13 protein-coding genes are annotated in these 16,674 nt (G+C 66.9%); 4 read left to right on the forward strand and 9 right to left on the reverse strand.

Going from position 1 to position 16,674, the window contains the following annotated elements; genetic code table 11:
• Nucleotide 1: 1 nt before the first annotated feature.
• Entirely contained in the window at nucleotides 2-718 is a 717-nt protein-coding gene (locus NRB20_RS18895) for a phosphoadenylyl-sulfate reductase (RefSeq protein ID WP_153411430.1), read from the forward strand.
• 34 nt (nucleotides 719-752) lie between these two features.
• On the opposite strand, the gene NRB20_RS18900 is transcribed toward NRB20_RS18895, so the two are convergent.
• Nucleotides 753-1,901: an RNA-guided endonuclease InsQ/TnpB family protein gene (locus NRB20_RS18900; RefSeq protein ID WP_319945094.1), complete on the reverse strand. Its 1,149-nt coding sequence runs from the start codon at nucleotides 1,899-1,901 to the stop codon at nucleotides 753-755.
• A gap of 80 nt (nucleotides 1,902-1,981) precedes the next feature.
• Between NRB20_RS18900 and cysD the strand changes: the two genes are divergently transcribed.
• Genes cysD through NRB20_RS18915 form a run of 3 tightly spaced genes read left to right on the forward strand, consistent with a single transcriptional unit; the run spans nucleotide 1,982 to nucleotide 5,072 of the window.
• Nucleotides 1,982-2,905 (forward strand): sulfate adenylyltransferase subunit CysD, encoded by a 924-nt coding sequence (cysD, locus tag NRB20_RS18905; protein WP_153411431.1) that lies wholly within the window; start codon nucleotides 1,982-1,984, stop codon nucleotides 2,903-2,905.
• Nucleotides 2,905-4,200, forward strand: coding sequence for a sulfate adenylyltransferase subunit 1 (locus NRB20_RS18910; RefSeq protein WP_153411432.1), 1,296 nt, complete (start codon nucleotides 2,905-2,907; stop codon nucleotides 4,198-4,200). Before cysD ends, NRB20_RS18910 begins: the two co-directional genes overlap by 1 nt.
• A complete protein-coding gene (locus NRB20_RS18915; RefSeq protein WP_153411433.1) occupies nucleotides 4,200-5,072 on the forward strand; it encodes a sirohydrochlorin chelatase in 873 nt (290 codons plus the stop codon). Before NRB20_RS18910 ends, NRB20_RS18915 begins: the two co-directional genes overlap by 1 nt.
• A 95-nt stretch (nucleotides 5,073-5,167) precedes the next feature.
• Here the strand turns inward: NRB20_RS18915 and NRB20_RS18920 are convergent, their stop codons facing one another.
• From NRB20_RS18920 to NRB20_RS18955, 8 genes are all read right to left on the reverse strand, one after another.
• Nucleotides 5,168-5,965 carry an HAD family hydrolase gene (locus NRB20_RS18920; protein WP_319945095.1) on the reverse strand — a complete coding sequence of 266 codons (798 nt, stop codon included), beginning with the start codon at nucleotides 5,963-5,965 and terminating at the stop codon, nucleotides 5,168-5,170.
• A gap of 57 nt (nucleotides 5,966-6,022) precedes the next feature.
• A complete protein-coding gene (locus tag NRB20_RS18925) occupies nucleotides 6,023-6,721 on the reverse strand; it encodes a TIGR00266 family protein (RefSeq protein WP_153411434.1) in 699 nt (232 codons plus the stop codon).
• 87 nt (nucleotides 6,722-6,808) lie between these two features.
• Nucleotides 6,809-7,423, reverse strand: a complete 615-nt coding sequence (locus tag NRB20_RS18930; protein WP_406603849.1) for a nitroreductase/quinone reductase family protein — start codon at nucleotides 7,421-7,423, stop codon at nucleotides 6,809-6,811.
• Nucleotides 7,353-7,751: a GFA family protein gene (locus tag NRB20_RS18935; protein ID WP_153411436.1), complete on the reverse strand. Its 399-nt coding sequence runs from the start codon at nucleotides 7,749-7,751 to the stop codon at nucleotides 7,353-7,355. Before NRB20_RS18935 ends, NRB20_RS18930 begins: the two co-directional genes overlap by 71 nt.
• Nucleotides 7,752-8,633: 882 nt before the next feature.
• On the reverse strand, nucleotides 8,634-10,850 hold the full coding sequence (locus NRB20_RS18940) for an Hsp70 family protein (protein ID WP_194289921.1): 2,217 nt from the start codon (nucleotides 10,848-10,850) through the stop codon (nucleotides 8,634-8,636).
• Nucleotides 10,851-12,720: 1,870 nt separating this feature from the next.
• Nucleotides 12,721-14,301, reverse strand: a complete 1,581-nt coding sequence (locus NRB20_RS18945) for an FAD-dependent oxidoreductase (protein WP_319945096.1) — start codon at nucleotides 14,299-14,301, stop codon at nucleotides 12,721-12,723.
• A 13-nt stretch (nucleotides 14,302-14,314) separates the two neighbouring features.
• Nucleotides 14,315-15,340, reverse strand: coding sequence for an AurF N-oxygenase family protein (locus NRB20_RS18950; protein WP_153411438.1), 1,026 nt, complete (start codon nucleotides 15,338-15,340; stop codon nucleotides 14,315-14,317).
• Between the two features lie 75 nt (nucleotides 15,341-15,415).
• A complete protein-coding gene (locus tag NRB20_RS18955; protein WP_153411439.1) occupies nucleotides 15,416-16,519 on the reverse strand; it encodes an Hsp70 family protein in 1,104 nt (367 codons plus the stop codon).
• Nucleotides 16,520-16,674: the final 155 nt, after the last annotated feature.

Here is a 16,674-nt window from a genome sequence, read left to right on the forward strand (position 1 = left end):
TATGACAACCACTTTGGGCAAGCTCTCCGAGGACGAACTGCGGCGCATCGCCGAGGACGGCGCGACCGCGCTCGGTCCCGACGCCTCGGCCGCCGAACTGCTCCGGTGGACCGAGGAGACCTTCGGTTCGAACTACATCGTCGCGTCGAACATGCAGGACGCGGTGCTGGTGCACCTGGCCGCGCAGACCCGCCCCGGCGTGGACGTGCTGTTCCTGGACACCGGCTACCACTTCGCCGAGACCATCGGCACCCGCGACGCGGTGGAGACCGTGTACGGCGTGAACATCGTCAACGCGCAGCCCGAACACACTGTGGCACAACAGGATCAGCTGCTGGGCAAGGATCTGTTCGCCCGCGAGCCCAACGAGTGCTGTCGCCTGCGCAAGGTGGTGCCGCTGCAGCAGTCCCTGGGTGGTTACAACGCCTGGGTCACCGGCATCCGCCGCGTGGAGGCCCCCACCCGCGCCAACGCGCCCCTGATCTCCTTCGACGAGGGCTTCGGCCTGGTGAAGATCAACCCGATCGCCGCCTGGTCCGACGAGGAGATGGCCGAGTACATCGACCGGCACGGCATCCTCGTCAATCCCCTTGTGGAAGAGGGATATCCGTCCATCGGTTGCGCTCCGTGCACACGGAAACCGGAACCGGGAGCCGATCCGCGAAGCGGCCGCTGGGCCGGCCTCGCCAAGACCGAATGCGGGTTACACCAGTCTTAACGGTTCTCACGAAGTTACTCGCAAGATTCCAAGCTCAGACTGCACCGACAACCGCCGCGGAGGAGGGCTGCAGATGTCTTACATCGTCAACACAAGTGTGGCCCCGTTCTGCCACAGCCAGAATCACTCTGGCAGCGTTCCTGTCTCTGCATTCGGTGTGACTGCATTCGGTGCAGAGAAAAGTCCTCGTACCAAGGTCGAGGTGCTGCTTGGTTCTCGCGAAACATCTCGAACATGTGACCGTCGTATGCGCCGGTTGAACCAACACCACCGTACGACCGGCACGTACAGCTCGGACTATGAGTTCTCGCTTGGTCTGACCGATGGCCGCGTCGGCGGCCTTACGCGCCATCGACGACTTGGCCAAGAACCCCGGCCGAAAGTCTTCCACGGCGATGATCTGGTGAGCAACAACAACCCGCTTCGCCCATACCCGAGCATCGTGGCTGGACTGACGCGCAGCTTTCTTCCGCAACCTGGCGACCTCGTGCTTCGCGCGGCGGTAACCACGGGACGGCACCGCACCGTGTCGATGACGTCTCGTCATTCGGCGTTGCGCTCTTGCCAGCTCGGCAGCACAGCGCTTGCGATACCCGCGATAGGGGAGATCGTGAGCGGAGTCAGTAGTTGTAGCCGTCGTACGAATTCCCCAGTCGATGCCGATGGCATCCGACACAGTCGGCAACGGCTCGGACTCCCGCTGGACCACGAACGAGGCGTACCAGGCGCCAAGACTGTCCTGGAAAATCCGCACGCTGGTTGGTTGACTCGGCAACTCCCTCGACCATACAACCGGAACCGAGAGGCCCTTCGGCAGGCAGAGACGCCCATCCCGAAGACGAAACCCGCGTCGGGTGTACTCCAGGGACAAATGGCTCGTCTTGCGCGACTTGAACTTTGGGCGTCGCCTGCCCGGAATCTTGAAAGATTCGTCCAAAGCTCGTGCGTAGGTACGCAGAGTCTGTTGTTGAGCAACCTGGGAACCTTCACGCAGCCAACTGTTCCGACGGCGGGCTGCGGTCAACAGCTTGCTCAACTTGCTGAATGTCGGTTTCAGCCACGACTTGTCCTGATGCACAGCCTCATTCCAAACGAAGCGGCAGCGGTGCGATTCCGCAATCAGTTCTCGAGCAGCGACAACTCCCGGACGGATCCGGTAGTTGTAGCGCACTGTCTCGATCACATGCTCAAGATACCGAGGACCACCGACATGAAATACCCAGTGAACGAGATACCACCGACCAGAGTCACGGATGTGAGCAGATGACAGTTCAATTGACGACCAGGGCCACACCCGAATTCGACACTCTGGCCGCGCTGGAGTCCGAGGCCATCCACATCTTCCGCGAGGTCGCGGGCGAGTTCGAGCGGCCGGTGATCCTGTTCTCCGGTGGTAAGGACTCCACCGTGCTGCTGCATCTGGCGCTCAAGGCATTCTGGCCCGCGCCGCTGCCGTTCGCGCTGTTGCACGTGGACACCGGGCACAACCTCACCGAGGTGCTGGAGTTCCGCGATCACGTGGTGGAGAAGTACGGGCTGCGGTTGCACGTGGCCAGCGTCGAGGAGTACCTCGCCGACGGGCGGCTGACCGAGCGGCCCGACGGCATCCGCAACCCGTTGCAGACCGTCCCGCTGCTGGACGCGATCACCGACAACCGGTTCGACGCGGTGTTCGGCGGCGGTCGGCGCGACGAGGAGCGCTCGCGGGCCAAGGAGCGGATCTTCTCGCTGCGCGACGCGTTCGGGCGCTGGGATCCCAAGCGGCAGCGGCCCGAACTGTGGAACCTGTACAACGGCAAACACGCTCCGGGAGAACATGTTCGGGTGTTCCCGCTGAGCAACTGGACCGAGCTGGACATCTGGCGGTACATCGCCCGCGAGGACGTCGAACTGGCGACCATCTACTACGCGCATCAGCGCCCGGTCTACCAGCGCGACGGCATGTGGATGACCCCGGGCAGCTGGGGCGGGCCGCGCGAGGACGAGGAACTGGTCACCAAGTCGGTGCGCTACCGCACCGTCGGCGACGGATCCACCACCGGCGCAATCATTTCCGACGCCGCCGACAATGCCGCGATCCTCGCCGAGGTCGCCGCCTCCCGGCTCACCGAACGCGGGGCCACCCGCGGCGACGACCGGGTGTCCGAGGCCGCGATGGAGGATCGTAAACGAGAGGGTTATTTCTGATGTCCGACCTGTTGAGACTGGCCACCGCCGGAAGTGTCGACGACGGTAAGTCCACCCTGGTCGGACGCCTGCTGTACGACACCAAATCCGTACTGGCGGACCAGATCGACGCCGTCACGCGGGCCTCGGTCGACCGGGGTCTGTCCACCCCGGATCTGTCGCTGCTGGTCGACGGGCTGCGCGCGGAACGTGAGCAGGGCATCACGATCGACGTGGCGTATCGCTACTTCGCCACGCCCGCACGGTCTTTCGTGCTCGCCGACACCCCCGGGCACGTGCAGTACACCCGCAACACGGTGTCCGGCGCGTCCACCGCGCAACTGGTGATCCTGCTGGTCGACGCGCGCAAGGGCGTCATCGAGCAGACCCGGCGGCACGCCGCAGTGATGGCGCTGCTGGGTGTGCCCAAACTCGTTCTGGCCGTGAACAAGATCGACCTGGTCGACGACGCGGCGGGCGTGTTCGAGCGGATCGTGCGCGAATTCACCGATCTGACAACGAAATTGGGCTGGGCGCGGGAGGACGTGACCGAGATCCCGGTCTCCGCGCTGCACGGTGACAATATCGCGTCGCGGTCGGAGAACACGCCGTACTACGACGGGCCCTCGCTGATCGAGCATCTGGAGTCGGTTCCGGTCGACGCCGATGTGCACGGGCGGCACCAGGTGGGGCTGCGGTTTCCGGTGCAGTACGTCATCCGGCCGCGGACCGCGGAGTACCCGGACTATCGCGGTTACGCCGGGCAGATCGCCGCGGGCGTGGTGCGTCCCGGGGACCAGGTCGTGGTGCTGCCGTCCGGGACCCGGACCACGGTCGAGCGGATCGACACCGCCGACGGTGAGCTCGAATCGGCTCAGCCGGGGCGCAGTGTGACCCTGATTCTGGCCGATGACGTGGACGTTTCGCGCGGGGATGTGATCGCCGCGGCGACCGACGCCCCCGAACCGATCGACACGTTCGACGCCACCGTCTGCTGGCTCGGCGACAAGCCGCTGCGGGCGGGTGCGCGACTGCTGCTCAAACACGGCACCCGCACCACGCAGGCGGTCGTGGGCGCGCTGCTGGAGCGTTTCGACGAACAGCACCTGGCCGCCGACACCGAGGCGGAATCGTTGGCGCTCAACGACATCGGCCGTATCTCGGTGCGTGTCGCGGATCCGATCGTGGCCGACGACTACCGCGTCAACCGGCACACCGGCAGCTTCCTGCTGATCGATCCGGCCGGTGGGAACACGCTGGCCGCCGGGCTGGTCGGGGATGCGCTGACCGCGGTCGAGGTCGGCACCGAGAGCTGATGTCGTACCGCGGTAGCACCGGCCGGTCACTCGGCGGATTCCGGACCGGAGCCGTCGAGGTGCGTGCCGCGTACGAGTCACCTTCCGCGACAGTTGATTTCGGGATCCGGTGCCGCGCGGTTTCGACCGACGGTCCGGCGCTGATCGCGGTGGCGCACGGCAGCCGGGACCCGAGGTCGGCGGCGACCATGTCGGCGGTGGTTTCCGGTGTGGCGCAGCGGAAACCGGGGCTGGATGTGCGGCTGGCGTTCCTGGACCTGAATACGCCGTCGGTCGAGCAGGTCGTCGATGCCGTTGTCGCACAGGGACATCGGGAGGCGGTCGTAGTGCCGCTGCTGCTGGGTAGTGCGTTCCACGCGCGGGTGGATCTGCCCGGGCTGCTCGCGGCGGTCCGGGCGCGGCATCCGCGACTGCGGGTGCGTCAGGCCGAGGTGCTGGGGCCGGATCCGCTGCTGGTCACCGCGCTGCGTGAGCGGGTGCTGGCGGCCGGGTTCGAGCTCGGGGACGACACGTTGGGGGTGGCCGTCGCGGCGGTCGGGTCCTCGTCATCCGAGGCCAACCGGCGCACCGGCGGCCTGGGCAGGCTGCTCGCGGCGGGAACCGGGTGGCGTACCGAGACGTGTTTCGCTACCACCGAACCCTCTCTGCCCCAAGCGGTCTCGTCTCTCCGGGAGCGGGGGTGCGCCCGGGTCGTCGTAGCGCCGTGGTTCCTGGCCCCTGGATTGCTCACCGATCGTCTCGTCACGGCCGCGCCGGACGTCGCGTATGCCGAGCCGCTCGGGAGTCACCGGCTCGTCGCGGAGGTCGTGGCGCGGCGGTATGCGAGTGCGGTGCGCGAGCTGCGGCGCGGGATCGATATCGCCGTCGCGTAGTTCCGCGAATCAGGCTGCGCCGGATCGGTTTTCACACCGGTTTCGCGCACGTCGCCGGACATCAGTATGCGGACGGCCGCGCAACCGCGGATCGCTCAGCGGAACCAGCGTTCGAGCACCTGGGCGACGCCGTCCTCGTCGACCGGGGCGGTGACCTCGTCGGCGACGTCGCGGGCAGCGGCCACGGCATTGCCCATGGCTACCGAATGTCCTGCCCAAGAAAGCATTTCGCAGTCGTTGTAGCCGTCGCCGATGGCCAGGGTGGCGCTCGGGGGGACGTCGAGTTCGCGGCGCAGGCGTTCGAGGGCCCAGCCCTTGGAGACGCCCTGGCGGGAGGCGACGAGCCAGGGCTCGTCCTCGCCGTGCACCCAGCCCGCGCCGGGGAGTTCGCGCTCGCCCATCACCTCGACCATGTCGGCGAGCGAACCGCCGGGCCACCAGCCGTTCAGGCGGGTGGTCGGTTCCAGGCTCAGGTCGTCGTCCTCGACGAAACGGAATTCGCCGAGACGGAAGCTGCCCGGGTAGTAGCCGGTGGTCCAGGTGCCGATGCCGACCTTCTCCACCGACAGCACCATGTCGGGGAACAGTTCGCGCAGGACCGCGACGGACGGCTCCGGGTCGAAGGTGTGCACGTCGCGTGCCTCCCCGGACGAAACGTCCGCTTGCACAGCGCCGTTCGAGCAGATCGTCTGCCCCTCGTCCAGGCCCAGCTCCTGCACCACCAGCCGGGTCGCCAATAGGGTGCGGCCGGTCGCGACGACCACGTGCGCACCCGCGTCGACGGCCGCGTGCACCGCGTCGCGCACGCGCGGGGTGATCGGTTCACCGGTCCGCAGCAGGGTTCCGTCCACATCCAGGGCTATCAGGCGAGGTCTGTCGGCAGTGTCGTCCACCACCTCATTCTTACCGATTGTGCATATGCACGTTCACGGCTGTGGATGATCTCTCAGTCATTCCGGAAAATCGGGCAGCGGAAGATAGGGCGCGATCGCGTGCGCGAGATTGGCAACGGTCAAGGACTGCAACCACACTCGGCCCGGACCGGTGAGCGCGGCCAGGAACAGACCGTCGCCGCCGAACAGGATGTTGCGGATGCCGCGCAGGATGGTGATGTCGAATCCGACTGTGGAGTCGAACATTCCGACATGTCCGGGATGTACCCGCAGCCGCTCCCCCGGCGCGAGGTCGTAGCGAACCACCTCACCGGACAGTTCGGCCCACATCCGCCCCGCACCGCTCACCCGCTGCAACGTGAACCCCGAACCACCGAAGATCCCCGCCCCGAGCCGCCGCTGAAAGCTCAGCGACACCCTGACATCGCCTGTGGCACAGAGAAATCCGTGCCGGTGCACCAGATAGTCCCGTCCCGGCTCCACCGGCGCCGGCACGATCTGCCCCGGCAGTTTCGCCGCGAACGCCACCGTCCCCGGATGCCGCTCGGCCGAATACTCGGTCATGTACAACCCGGCACCCGCCAACGCCCGCTTCACCGCCCGGAACACCCCGCCCGACCCCACCCGCGTGGAAGTCCGCAGCCGAATCGAATCCGTCATCCACGACAACTGCCCCGACTCGGCCACCACACTCTCCCCCGGCTCGAGCGACACCTCGAGCACCGGCATCACACTTCCGATGATCCTGGGTTCCATCACTCCAGTGTGCGCTCGCTGTCGGGCAATCCGCATGCACGAGACTGCGTGAATATCAGCGCATTTCGATCGAACAAGTCGTTTCGGTCAGCGCGGTTCGAGGATGACGATCGGGATGGGGCGAGTACCGATGGCGCGTTGGTAGAGGTCGAAGGCAGGAAAGATGGCCACGAAGCCGGGCCACAGGGCGGCACGTTCGGCGTCGGTGGCAATACGGGCGTGCACCTCGCGGCGGTCGGGCCCGACCTCGATGGTCGTATCGGGGTGAGCACGGAGATTGTGGTACCAGCCCGGGAGCTCAGGTTGCCCAGCCTTGGAGGCGGCGATAGCGGTAACCGCCCCCACCTGATGAACGATCACCGGCGAGGTCCGGCGAATACCACTCTTCGCACCGACATGATCGAGCAACAGAATACGAGCATCCGGATACCCGGTAATCCGCCCCCCGATACGTCCACGCGACCACCGATACACCGCGACATGCCAACGCGTAGACCGCTTCCCGAGATACACCCCACGCCGATTGGCGAACTGCGAAACCGCCAGCACCGGCCGAGCGAAGATCGACATACCTCCATTAGACCGCACCCCCGACACCCTCGAAATCAGCCGGGGCGACAGAGCCACCTGCTCAACCCAACGGAGCCAACCACGGCACAGCATTGTGCGCGAAACTCTGTTTGACCGGCACCAGACCAGCATGATCGTCCAGCGCGGTGATCGTCACACCGATCAAACCGGTCTCATCCCCCTTGGACGCGACCGACGACCCGCACTTCGCACAGAACCCCCGACAGATCTGCGGAAACGTCTCGAACCAGGTCGGCTCCCCACCCGGACCGGTCCACACGAACCCCTCCTCGGGGAACGACACCCACGACATCACCGGCGCACCGGAAAGCCGCTGACAATGCGCACACGAACACAGATGCGGAAAGTCCGGTTCCCCACTCGCCGAGAACCGAATATTGCCGCACAGACAGCCGCCGTTCATACCGCTCCCCTCTCGTCGGACGCCACATCGTTTCATCCCATACCGCAAGTCGACGCTCGACAGCAAGCGTCGAAGTCGGCGAAACCCGAACAGACACAACCACTCTGCCACATCGGCCGACGTGGCTCGGTGCAGAATCCACGGGGTCACCGGCCAACCGTGTTCGTGGTCGGACCAGTTCAGTTTCCACTGGACGACCGGTGCGAACAGCGCCAATCACGTCCAGATCATCGACACCGATCCAACGCAACAACTCTTCGACTACCGTCCGTGCCGTTCGCCCCGAGATCATTCATACCCGACACCTACCCGCACCAGTTCGTCGCGTCGACCACCTCCGGCGTAATACCGCTGGGCCGCAGCCGGATACCCGCCGCACCCTGCACTACACCGCGCTCGTCGTCTCGGCATGACATCGAACGGGAAAGATGAACGGGGTGCGGCCGAGTCGATTCGGGCCGCCATCCCTCAATTCACGGCGGTCCGGGTGGCATCAGTGGTGTCCGCCGCCATTGGAGCCGTCGTAAGAGCTGCCGCCGGAGGATTGCCGCCACCGGAGCTGGAGCCGCCGCCAGATACCCCGCCGCACCCCGCAAGACCGCGCTCGTTATCGCGGCAGGACATCGAGCAGGGAAAAGCGAACGGGGTGCGGCCGAGTCGGATTCGGACTGCCGCCCCTCAATTTCACGACGATCCGGGTGGCATCAATGGCGTCCGCCGCCACCATTGGAGCCGCCGCTCGAGGAGCCGCCGTGGGAACTGCCGCCACCAGAGCTGGAGCCGCCGCTGGATACCGCGCCGCACCCCGCAAGACCGCGCCCGTTGTCTCGGCATGACATCGAACGGGAAAGACGAACGGGGTGCGGCCCAATCGGATTCGGGCCGCCGCCCCTCAATTTCACGGCGGTCCGGGTGGCGTCAGTGGTGTCCGCCGCCGCCGCTGGAGGAGCCGCCGTGGGAGCTGCCGCCGCCCGAGGAACTGCCGCCGCCGGAGCTGGATGCGCCGCCGCCGGAGGAAGAGCTGCCGCCGCCGGAGCTGGAAGTTCCATTCGAGGTCGAACCGCCTGCGGAACTGGAGGTTCCGTTGGAGGTTGAGCCGCCGGAGGAGTTGGAGGTTCCGTTCGAGGTTGAGCCGCCGGAGGGGCCGGTTGAGGTGGAGCCGCCGAAGGAGCTGTTGGAGGTTGCGCCGCCTGCGGAGGTGGAGGTGTTGCTGCCTGCGGAGGTGGAGCCGCCGAACGAGTTGGATGTGTTTTGGGAGGTGTTGCTTCCCGAGGAGTTCGACAGGCCGTTGCCGGAGTTGGGTGAGGCTGCGGAATCGCCTGTGCTGGAAGAGTTCTGGTTGCCGGTGGCGGGGCCGGTCGAGGTTTGATTGCCGCCTGAGGTGCCGGTGGAGGCGGTGGAGTCTCCTGACGAGGTTCCGGTGCCTGGCGCTGGATCGGAGGAGGCCGGGCCGGGGGTGCCGGAGCCGGGCTGGGGGCTCGTGCCGGGGTTGGTTCCCGGCTGGGTTCCGGTTCCGAGGTTGGTTCCCGGCTGGGTTCCGGTGGCGGAGGTGGCTCCTGGTGCCGGATTCTGCGCTCCCGCAGTCGAATTCGCTCCCGGGAGGCTGGAGGTCGCAGGGGGCACTGCGGCTGGGGGCGGGGTGCCCGTACCCGGTTGTGTGACAGCGGGATTCGTGAGTGAGGTCTGGGAGGCCGCGGGTGGCGCGACGTGGTCCGCCGGATTCCAGGTGCCGGGTAGCGCGGCGTGGTCCGGGACACGGTGTGGTGAAACGCTTTCCGGGCCGATGATCGGGCGAGGCAGGCTGATGACGGGGATCGCCGCGCCGGGGGTTCGGGCGAACGGCAGGGGGTTGACGAACTGTGCGGGATCGGCATACGTCGTCTGCTGGAGACGGTCCATCGGACTGCAATGCGTGCCGGGACCGTGCTCGCTCAGCGAATGCCACACCTCGGCCATCGTCGAGACGGCCGGAACAGCCTGTGCCACACCGCCGTACGCCCGCGTCGGGGAATAGGTCCGCAGCGCGGCGTCGGCCACCACCACGGGCGAGCCCATCGTCGTCGCACCGGGAGCGACGCCGTCGATCACCTGCACCTCGCGCACCGGATCGGGCGCGGGTCCGGCTAGTACGGGCGCGAATTCCAGTACCGGACCGTCGGATCCGATCGGACCGCCGCCCAGCATGGTGGCCGCCGACATGGCCAGCGCCGAAGCGACTGCGGCACTGGATATCACGGCCGCGCCGCGCGCGTACCGACCGAGATCGGGACCGGTGTCGGCGGTCCGGAAGGACGCCAGCGCCGCCCCGGCCGCGACCGTATGCGCCGGATCCGTCGAGATCACCACCGGACGTCCCAGTTCGGCGATCACCTGCGCCACCTCGATCGGCCGCGCCGCCCCGCCGATCAGCAGGATCCGGTCGATATCACCGACGGTGAGCCCGGCCCCGCGCACGCAACGCCGCACCAGGCGTAGCGAATTGCGGATGTTCCAGGTGCGTAGCCGAGTGGTGTCGTCGGCCGGGACGACCTGCGACACCGGTGCGGCCGCACCGGGCGACAGGGCGCGGGCATAGCGGGCCAGCGTCGTCCCCAGCGGCCGTCCGCCATATTCGTAGGAGCGCAACGGTTTTCCGAGTACGCCGCGCCTGTCGCGGTCGGCCTCGGTGCGCACGACCGCGATGTCGAGGCTGTTGCCGCCGAGGTCGTAGACGAGGGTCAAACCGTTGTCGGAGACGCCGTATTCGGCATCGAGCCACTCGACCGCGGCGACCGGTTCGGGCATCAGCAGTGTCCCGGTGGCACCGGCCCAGTCCACGGCATGCCGCAGCTTGGCAACCTGCGCGCTGGAATAGCAAGCGGGATAGGCGATCACGGGTTCGCCGTCGGATTCGGTGGCGCCGATGAGACCGGTGGCCACCGCGGCGACGAGATCGGCCGCGGTCCAGATCCGCCCGCCCACCACGACGGGCTCGATCTCCCGGGTGAGATCGGCGAAATCCGTTACCACCGGCGCGAATCGAGGCAGCCCGCCGAGCCGCGGACCGCCCGCGCCGTCGAATGTGACGGCGGTGCGGCGCACCCGCACGACGGGAAGTTCGCCATCGCCGATAGTGGCCGCCCACACAGAGTTCACTGTGCCGATGCTCATGCCGAAGCCAACAGTCATTGCCATCCTGTCAAACGAACCGAGACCACGGCCCGGGGGACGCACCTCGTGGTCGCGGTCGTTTACCAAACAGCGAACACAGGTTAGCTGGTTGATTTCAATCGCGGATGCCCAATGGGCGGAAAAGGTTTCATACCCACCGGTCTACATCACATATCACCTGATAGACCGGCATGCAGATCAGAAAAATAGGCCGCCGAATATACGACACGCCCAATTAACTGGAAAAACCATCTACTTTTCAGTAGCAGGCATTACAAACCGACCGGTGCGCTGCAAACGCGCCCCAACAACTTCCCGACATCCTCATCCACACAACCAATCTCGATTATCTGAATAGTAGCCACCGAAAGAACAGCGACCTTTTCAGACGGAACGACCACTCAGGACAGACCGGCCGGTATCCGACATCCCGCCCCACCACCGGCATTCACCACTCCCATCCCACCCCGCCACCGCCCAAAAACTCCACACCCCACCCGCATGACACAACACACCCAACCGGACCGAACTCGCATTCCGGACAACACATTTCGCCGACCACATGTCGCCCTGGGCAGAGGTCGATTCACCCGGGAGGCCCGAACCAACCTCTGCCCACAACACACGCCACCCGGCCCCATCGGCACAGCCACACACCCATCGACCCGACGCCCGTCACCGAACCGATCACCAACCGCCCAACCACACGCAACAAACCGGATCACTGAACGCCCATCGCACGCACCACAACACCAACTCAGCCACACCCACCGCGTCGAAACACCGGTCGGTGATCACGGATCGCACCCGCCACACCAACACCCCAACCACACCCGGTGACCCATACGACACACCGACCACCGACGCGACCGGCTGGATACTGCGCTACACCGACTCAACCCACACTCGCCGATCTCGAACCACCGAACCCCGATCACACAGCACATCACCACACCAACTCAGCCGCACTCACCAGCCGAACCAGTCACCGATACGACGGTCACGGGCCGCACCTGCTCTCCGAACCACCGCACGCCGGCCGCACAACATGTCGCCGCACGCCACACCGGCTCAGCCGCACTTGCCCGCCGAACGCCAGTCACCGATACGACGGTCGCAGGTCACACCTGCTGAACCACCGAACGCACAACACATCGCCACACGCCACACCGGCTCAGCCGCACTCACCAGCCGAACACCGGTCACCGATACGACAGTCGCAGGTCACACCTCTGCCCTCCGAACCACCGCACGCCGACCGCACAACATATCGCCGCACACCACACCGGCTCAGCCGCACTTGCCCGCCGAACATCGGTCACCGATACGACAGTCGCGGGACGCACCTGGTCTCTGGGCCACCGAACGCCGATCGCACAGCACGTCGCCGCACGCCAAACCACCTCGGCCATACTCGCTGCGCCAATACGACAGTGGTCACCGATGTGACTGTCGCGGGCTCGAGCGGCCTGGGTGCAGGACTGCACTGGGCCGGCCGACTCGGTGCCCCCGAGGCGGCGAATGTTGGTCGCGCGCAACACGTTGTCGTAGGTCGGGTCGGCTGTGTAGGTCGGGTCGGCTGTCCTGGCCGTCTGGAGGCGTATCACCTGGATGGCAATCGCTGGTCGCGTTCCGTGGCGGGAAGCTTTGCAGCGGTTCGGCCACGGCAGTTTCGGGCGCAGATCACCTTCGCCGAGGGCGAGGTCCTGCCGAGCCTGGCGGACCTGCCTGTCCGGCGATGCGTCGGCCCACCGAATGCCGGGTCCGATCTCCGGCCGCGTGTTCATCCGCAAGACCCCGCAGCGGCTCTATGGGGCGGCTGATCCAGTCGGGTGCCAATCCGAGGTCGTGCGATTCAGACGCGGGCGAGTAGGCGGCGCTTCCAGTTGGGGCGGGCTGCTGTGGCACCGCCGCGGATGACCGCGGGGCGGCGAGACGAGACCAGTGCGTCGAAATCGGTTGCGCTGTGGGCCGGTTCGGCGAGGACGCCGGTGTTGAAGTCTTCGACCAGGGCACGGACGGTTTCCTGGGCGCAGGACTTGTTGGTGCCGATGAAGCCGGTGGGGCCGCGTTTGATCCAGCCGGTTACGTAGACGCCGGGGACGGTGGCGCCGCCGGGGGCGGACTGTGCGCGGCCTGCGGAGTTGGGGATGACACCGGCGGCGTCGTCGAACGGGAGGCCGGGGAGGGGGACGCCGCGGTAGCCGACCGAGGCGAGAACCATTCCGGTGTCCAGGGTTTCGGTGACGCCGGTGGGGACGGCGCGGACCGTGCCGTCGGCGTCGGTGGCGAGTTCGTTGTGCGCCAACTCGATTCCGGTGACCTTGTCGGTGCCGACCAGGGCCGTCGGGGAGGACAGGTAGCGGAAGACGATCCGCTTGCGGCCGCTCGCCGGACGGTCGGCCAGGCCGCGCAGCAGCCGGAGCTTGTGCTCGACCTTCTGCGGCATACCCGGAACCGGTTCGGGCACATCGCCTTCCACGACGATGTCCACATCGGCACCGAGCAGGCCCACGAATTCCGGCACGGTGAAGGCGGATTCGGCCGGACCGCGCCGCGCGATGATCACGACCTCTTCGATCTTGCTGTGCCGCAACGCTTCCAGTGCCCGAGGGGACACATCGGTGCGAGCCAGCGCGTCGGGATCGGAGGTGAGGATCCGCGCGACGTCCAGCGCCACATTGCCGTTGCCGACGATCACCGCGCGACGCTGCGTCAGATCGAATTCCCGCTCGGCCTGATCGGGATGGCCGTTGTACCAGGCCACGAACTCCGTCGCCGAGGCGCTGCCGGGCAGGCCCTCACCGGGAATGCCGAGCTTACGATCGGTCGAGGCGCCGACCGCGTAGATCACCGCGTGATGATGCGCGAGCAGCTCCTCGTGCGAAACATCCTGCCCCACAGTGAGATTCAGATACGAACCGAATCCGGACTGCTCGGACATCACGTCGTACAACCGGCTCACCTGCCGCGTCTTGGTGTGATCCGGCGCGACACCGAACCGGGCCAGCCCGTAGGGCACCGGCAGCCGATCGATCACCGTCACCGCGACATCGGGCTGGGTCAGCAACTCGTCGGCGGCATACATCGCCGACGGCCCCGAACCCACGATCGCCACCCGCAACGGCCCGCCCTCGACCCGCGCGGCGGGCACCGGCTGGGCCAGCACCGCGCGCGGGCGCGCCTGCCGATAGAAATCGGCATTGATCTCGATGAACGGCTGCTGCTCGGGCGTGAGCCGCTTGGTCGAGGTGATGGCGTCGACGGGGCACGCCGTGGCGCACGCCCCGCAGTCCACGCAGGTCTGCGGATCCACGTACAACATTTCCGCGGTCAGGAAATCCGGCTCGTCGGGAGTCGGGTGGATGCAGTTGACCGGGCACGCGTAGACGCAGGACGCGTCGCTGCAGCAGGATTGGGTGACGACGTACGGCACTGTGCGCTCGCCCTCAGCTCGCCTTGACCACGCGCAGCGGCTCCGACCGGAACCGGCTGCTCGGGCCGTCGATGCGCAACATCTTCCAGACCTGCTTGGCGACCGGGTTCATCAGCCCGATGTCCTTGGCCAGCGCGCGCACGTCCACGAAGTAGTCCGCGAACACCTTGCGGGCCTCCTTCGAACCGTAGAACAGCTCCTTGCGGACCGCGTCGGGAATGTCGAACTCCTCGAAGAAGGACTTCGGCGGCGTCGCGATCGACCGGCCCAGGATCCACATGATCAGCGGCATGGCCAGCGACAGCACGAACTTGTTCACCGACTTCTGTTCGGGCACATGGTGCTTGAGGAATTCGTGCGCGAAGGAGATGTGCCGCGCCTCCTCGGCGACGTGGATCGACATGACCCCGCGCATGATCGGGTGCACCTCCTCTCCCGAACGCAGGATCGCCTTCTGGATGTGGTCGATCGGCTCCTCGCCGGCGAGCACGGCCATGAAGAACAGGTTCGGGGTCAGCGTCGCCACCGGCACGCCCAGGTACCGGAGCTTGCGCACGATCGGGCCCATGCCCGGCACGTCCGCGCCGATCCGGTTGACCATCTCCTGGAACATCTGGGTGTGGTTGAGTTCCTCGGTCATCTCATGGGTGCAGTACCGGAACTCCGGGTCGCCGTTGGCCAGCGAGAAGGTGTGGTTCACCATGCCGCTGATCAGGATCGACTCGAATTGCAGACCGACCTTGGCGACGTTGGCCTGGCGGTACTTGCCGATCTCGATCTGCTGCTGCTTCGACAACGACAGGTACCACGGGTGCCGCCCGAGCGGATCCGCCGAAACAGGCAGAATCCAGCGCTCGGGGTCGGCATCGGGATGGAAATCGGGGTTATCCCAGTCGATATCCTCGAAAGGATCGAAGTGGCGGTTCACCGAACCTTCCGACAGCAGCGTCAGCTTGGCGGCGTACTCCCGGGCCTCGCGGACGATCGGGTCCTCGGGCTCGACGTGGCCTGCACCATGCGTCGTGGCAACGGACGTCATCGTCACAGCCTTCCACTCGTTGGGTAACTGTTTCCAATAGTTACACCAACCAGAGGTGACGTCAACCGCCGCAGGTCACCGGTCCAGGAAAACCAGCCCCGGATGGCTCGTTCCGGCCGCCACCGCGGCTTCGGGCAGCACCACGCCGGCCATCGCGCCGCCCCCGGCGATCAGCACCGCCGCCGCGACGCGCACCAACCGCCGCTGCGACCACGCGGTACCGATCCGACGCCGCGAGACCGTCCCGCGCGCCGCCTCGGCCGCCCGCTGCGCCAGGATCGCCGCGCCGTCGGCGATCGTGCGCTCGGGATCCGCCGCGGCGATCACCGGACGCGCCAGCTCCTCACCGAGCACCTGCGCGACCTCGCGCGGCCGGGCCGCGCCCCCGATCACCAGCACCCGATCCACATCGGCCATCGTGACATCGGCGGTGCGCAGGCACTTGTAGACCAGATCCACCGAACGCAGCACGTGAATGGACCGCAGCGCCGAGATCGCGACATCCGAACCGGTCAGCGAACGCGGTGAGGCAAGGCGGCTGGCCCGCTTCGTCATCAGGGCGCCGAACGCGCGACCGCCGTAATCGGCCGACCGGACCGACTTGCCGACCACGCGATTGTCGGGCGCACCCGCCCCGACCCGGACCAGCGTCACGCTCAGCCCCGAACCACCCAGGTCGTAGACGAGCATCAGGCCCGGCGTGATCGGCCCCTGCGTGGCCTCGAGCCAGGCCGCGGCGGCGACGGGTTCACAGATCAGTTCGGCCCGCGCCAGACCGACGGTCTCGAGCGCCCCGCGCAACTCGCCGACCTGCTCCTCGGAATACCCGACCGGATGGGTCACCGCCAGCGCGACGCCCGCGTCCGGCTCCGGGCCGAGCGTTTCGGCGATCACGCCCTGCGCGACGGTCGCCACCAGATCCGCCGCGGTGAGCGTGCGGTTGCCGACCCGCGCGGTCGGCGTGGACCGCTGGCTCAGATCCGCGAACTCCGCCAGCGCGCGGCCGTGCTTGGGAATGCGGCCGATGCGCGCGACACCGGCACTGTCGAAGGTGAGGGTCGTGCGCCACGTGGTGGGCGCGCCCTTTCTCTTGTTGCGATGGGCGGCTCGGCCGCTCTCCCCCGCCACGGCGCACACCGTATTGACCGTTCCGATACTGATTCCGAGCCCCAGCGTCATCTGCACCCATCCTCGATCGACGAACAGCGTTTATGCAATCGTGATCCGAACGTGTCCCAGGCAACCATCCGCAACCCGGTACTGACAACCACCGGACACGGGGTTGTCCGCGCGTGACATCTCCCGCACAGACCGTTCGGACATGGGTGAACCCT

Source organism: Nocardia macrotermitis, from assembly GCF_009604405.1.
GTDB classification, from domain to species: Bacteria; Actinomycetota; Actinomycetes; order Mycobacteriales; family Mycobacteriaceae; genus Nocardia; species Nocardia macrotermitis.

What these genes read in the sequence shown, in the direction of transcription:
- NRB20_RS18895 (WP_153411430.1), top strand. Translation starts at nt 2, where the DNA reads ATGACAACCACTTTGGGCAAGCTCTCCGAGGACGAACTGCGGCGCATC.
- cysD (WP_153411431.1), top strand. Translation starts at nt 1,982, where the DNA reads ATGACAGTTCAATTGACGACCAGGGCCACACCCGAATTCGACACTCTG.
- NRB20_RS18910 (WP_153411432.1), top strand. Translation starts at nt 2,905, where the DNA reads ATGTCCGACCTGTTGAGACTGGCCACCGCCGGAAGTGTCGACGACGGT.
- NRB20_RS18915 (WP_153411433.1), top strand. Translation starts at nt 4,200, where the DNA reads ATGTCGTACCGCGGTAGCACCGGCCGGTCACTCGGCGGATTCCGGACC.
- NRB20_RS18925 (WP_153411434.1), bottom strand. Translation starts at nt 6,721, where the DNA reads ATGGAACCCAGGATCATCGGAAGTGTGATGCCGGTGCTCGAGGTGTCG.
- NRB20_RS18930 (WP_406603849.1), bottom strand. Translation starts at nt 7,423, where the DNA reads ATGCTGGTCTGGTGCCGGTCAAACAGAGTTTCGCGCACAATGCTGTGC.
- NRB20_RS18935 (WP_153411436.1), bottom strand. Translation starts at nt 7,751, where the DNA reads ATGAAACGATGTGGCGTCCGACGAGAGGGGAGCGGTATGAACGGCGGC.
- NRB20_RS18950 (WP_153411438.1), bottom strand. Translation starts at nt 15,340, where the DNA reads ATGACGTCCGTTGCCACGACGCATGGTGCAGGCCACGTCGAGCCCGAG.
- NRB20_RS18955 (WP_153411439.1), bottom strand. Translation starts at nt 16,519, where the DNA reads ATGACGCTGGGGCTCGGAATCAGTATCGGAACGGTCAATACGGTGTGC.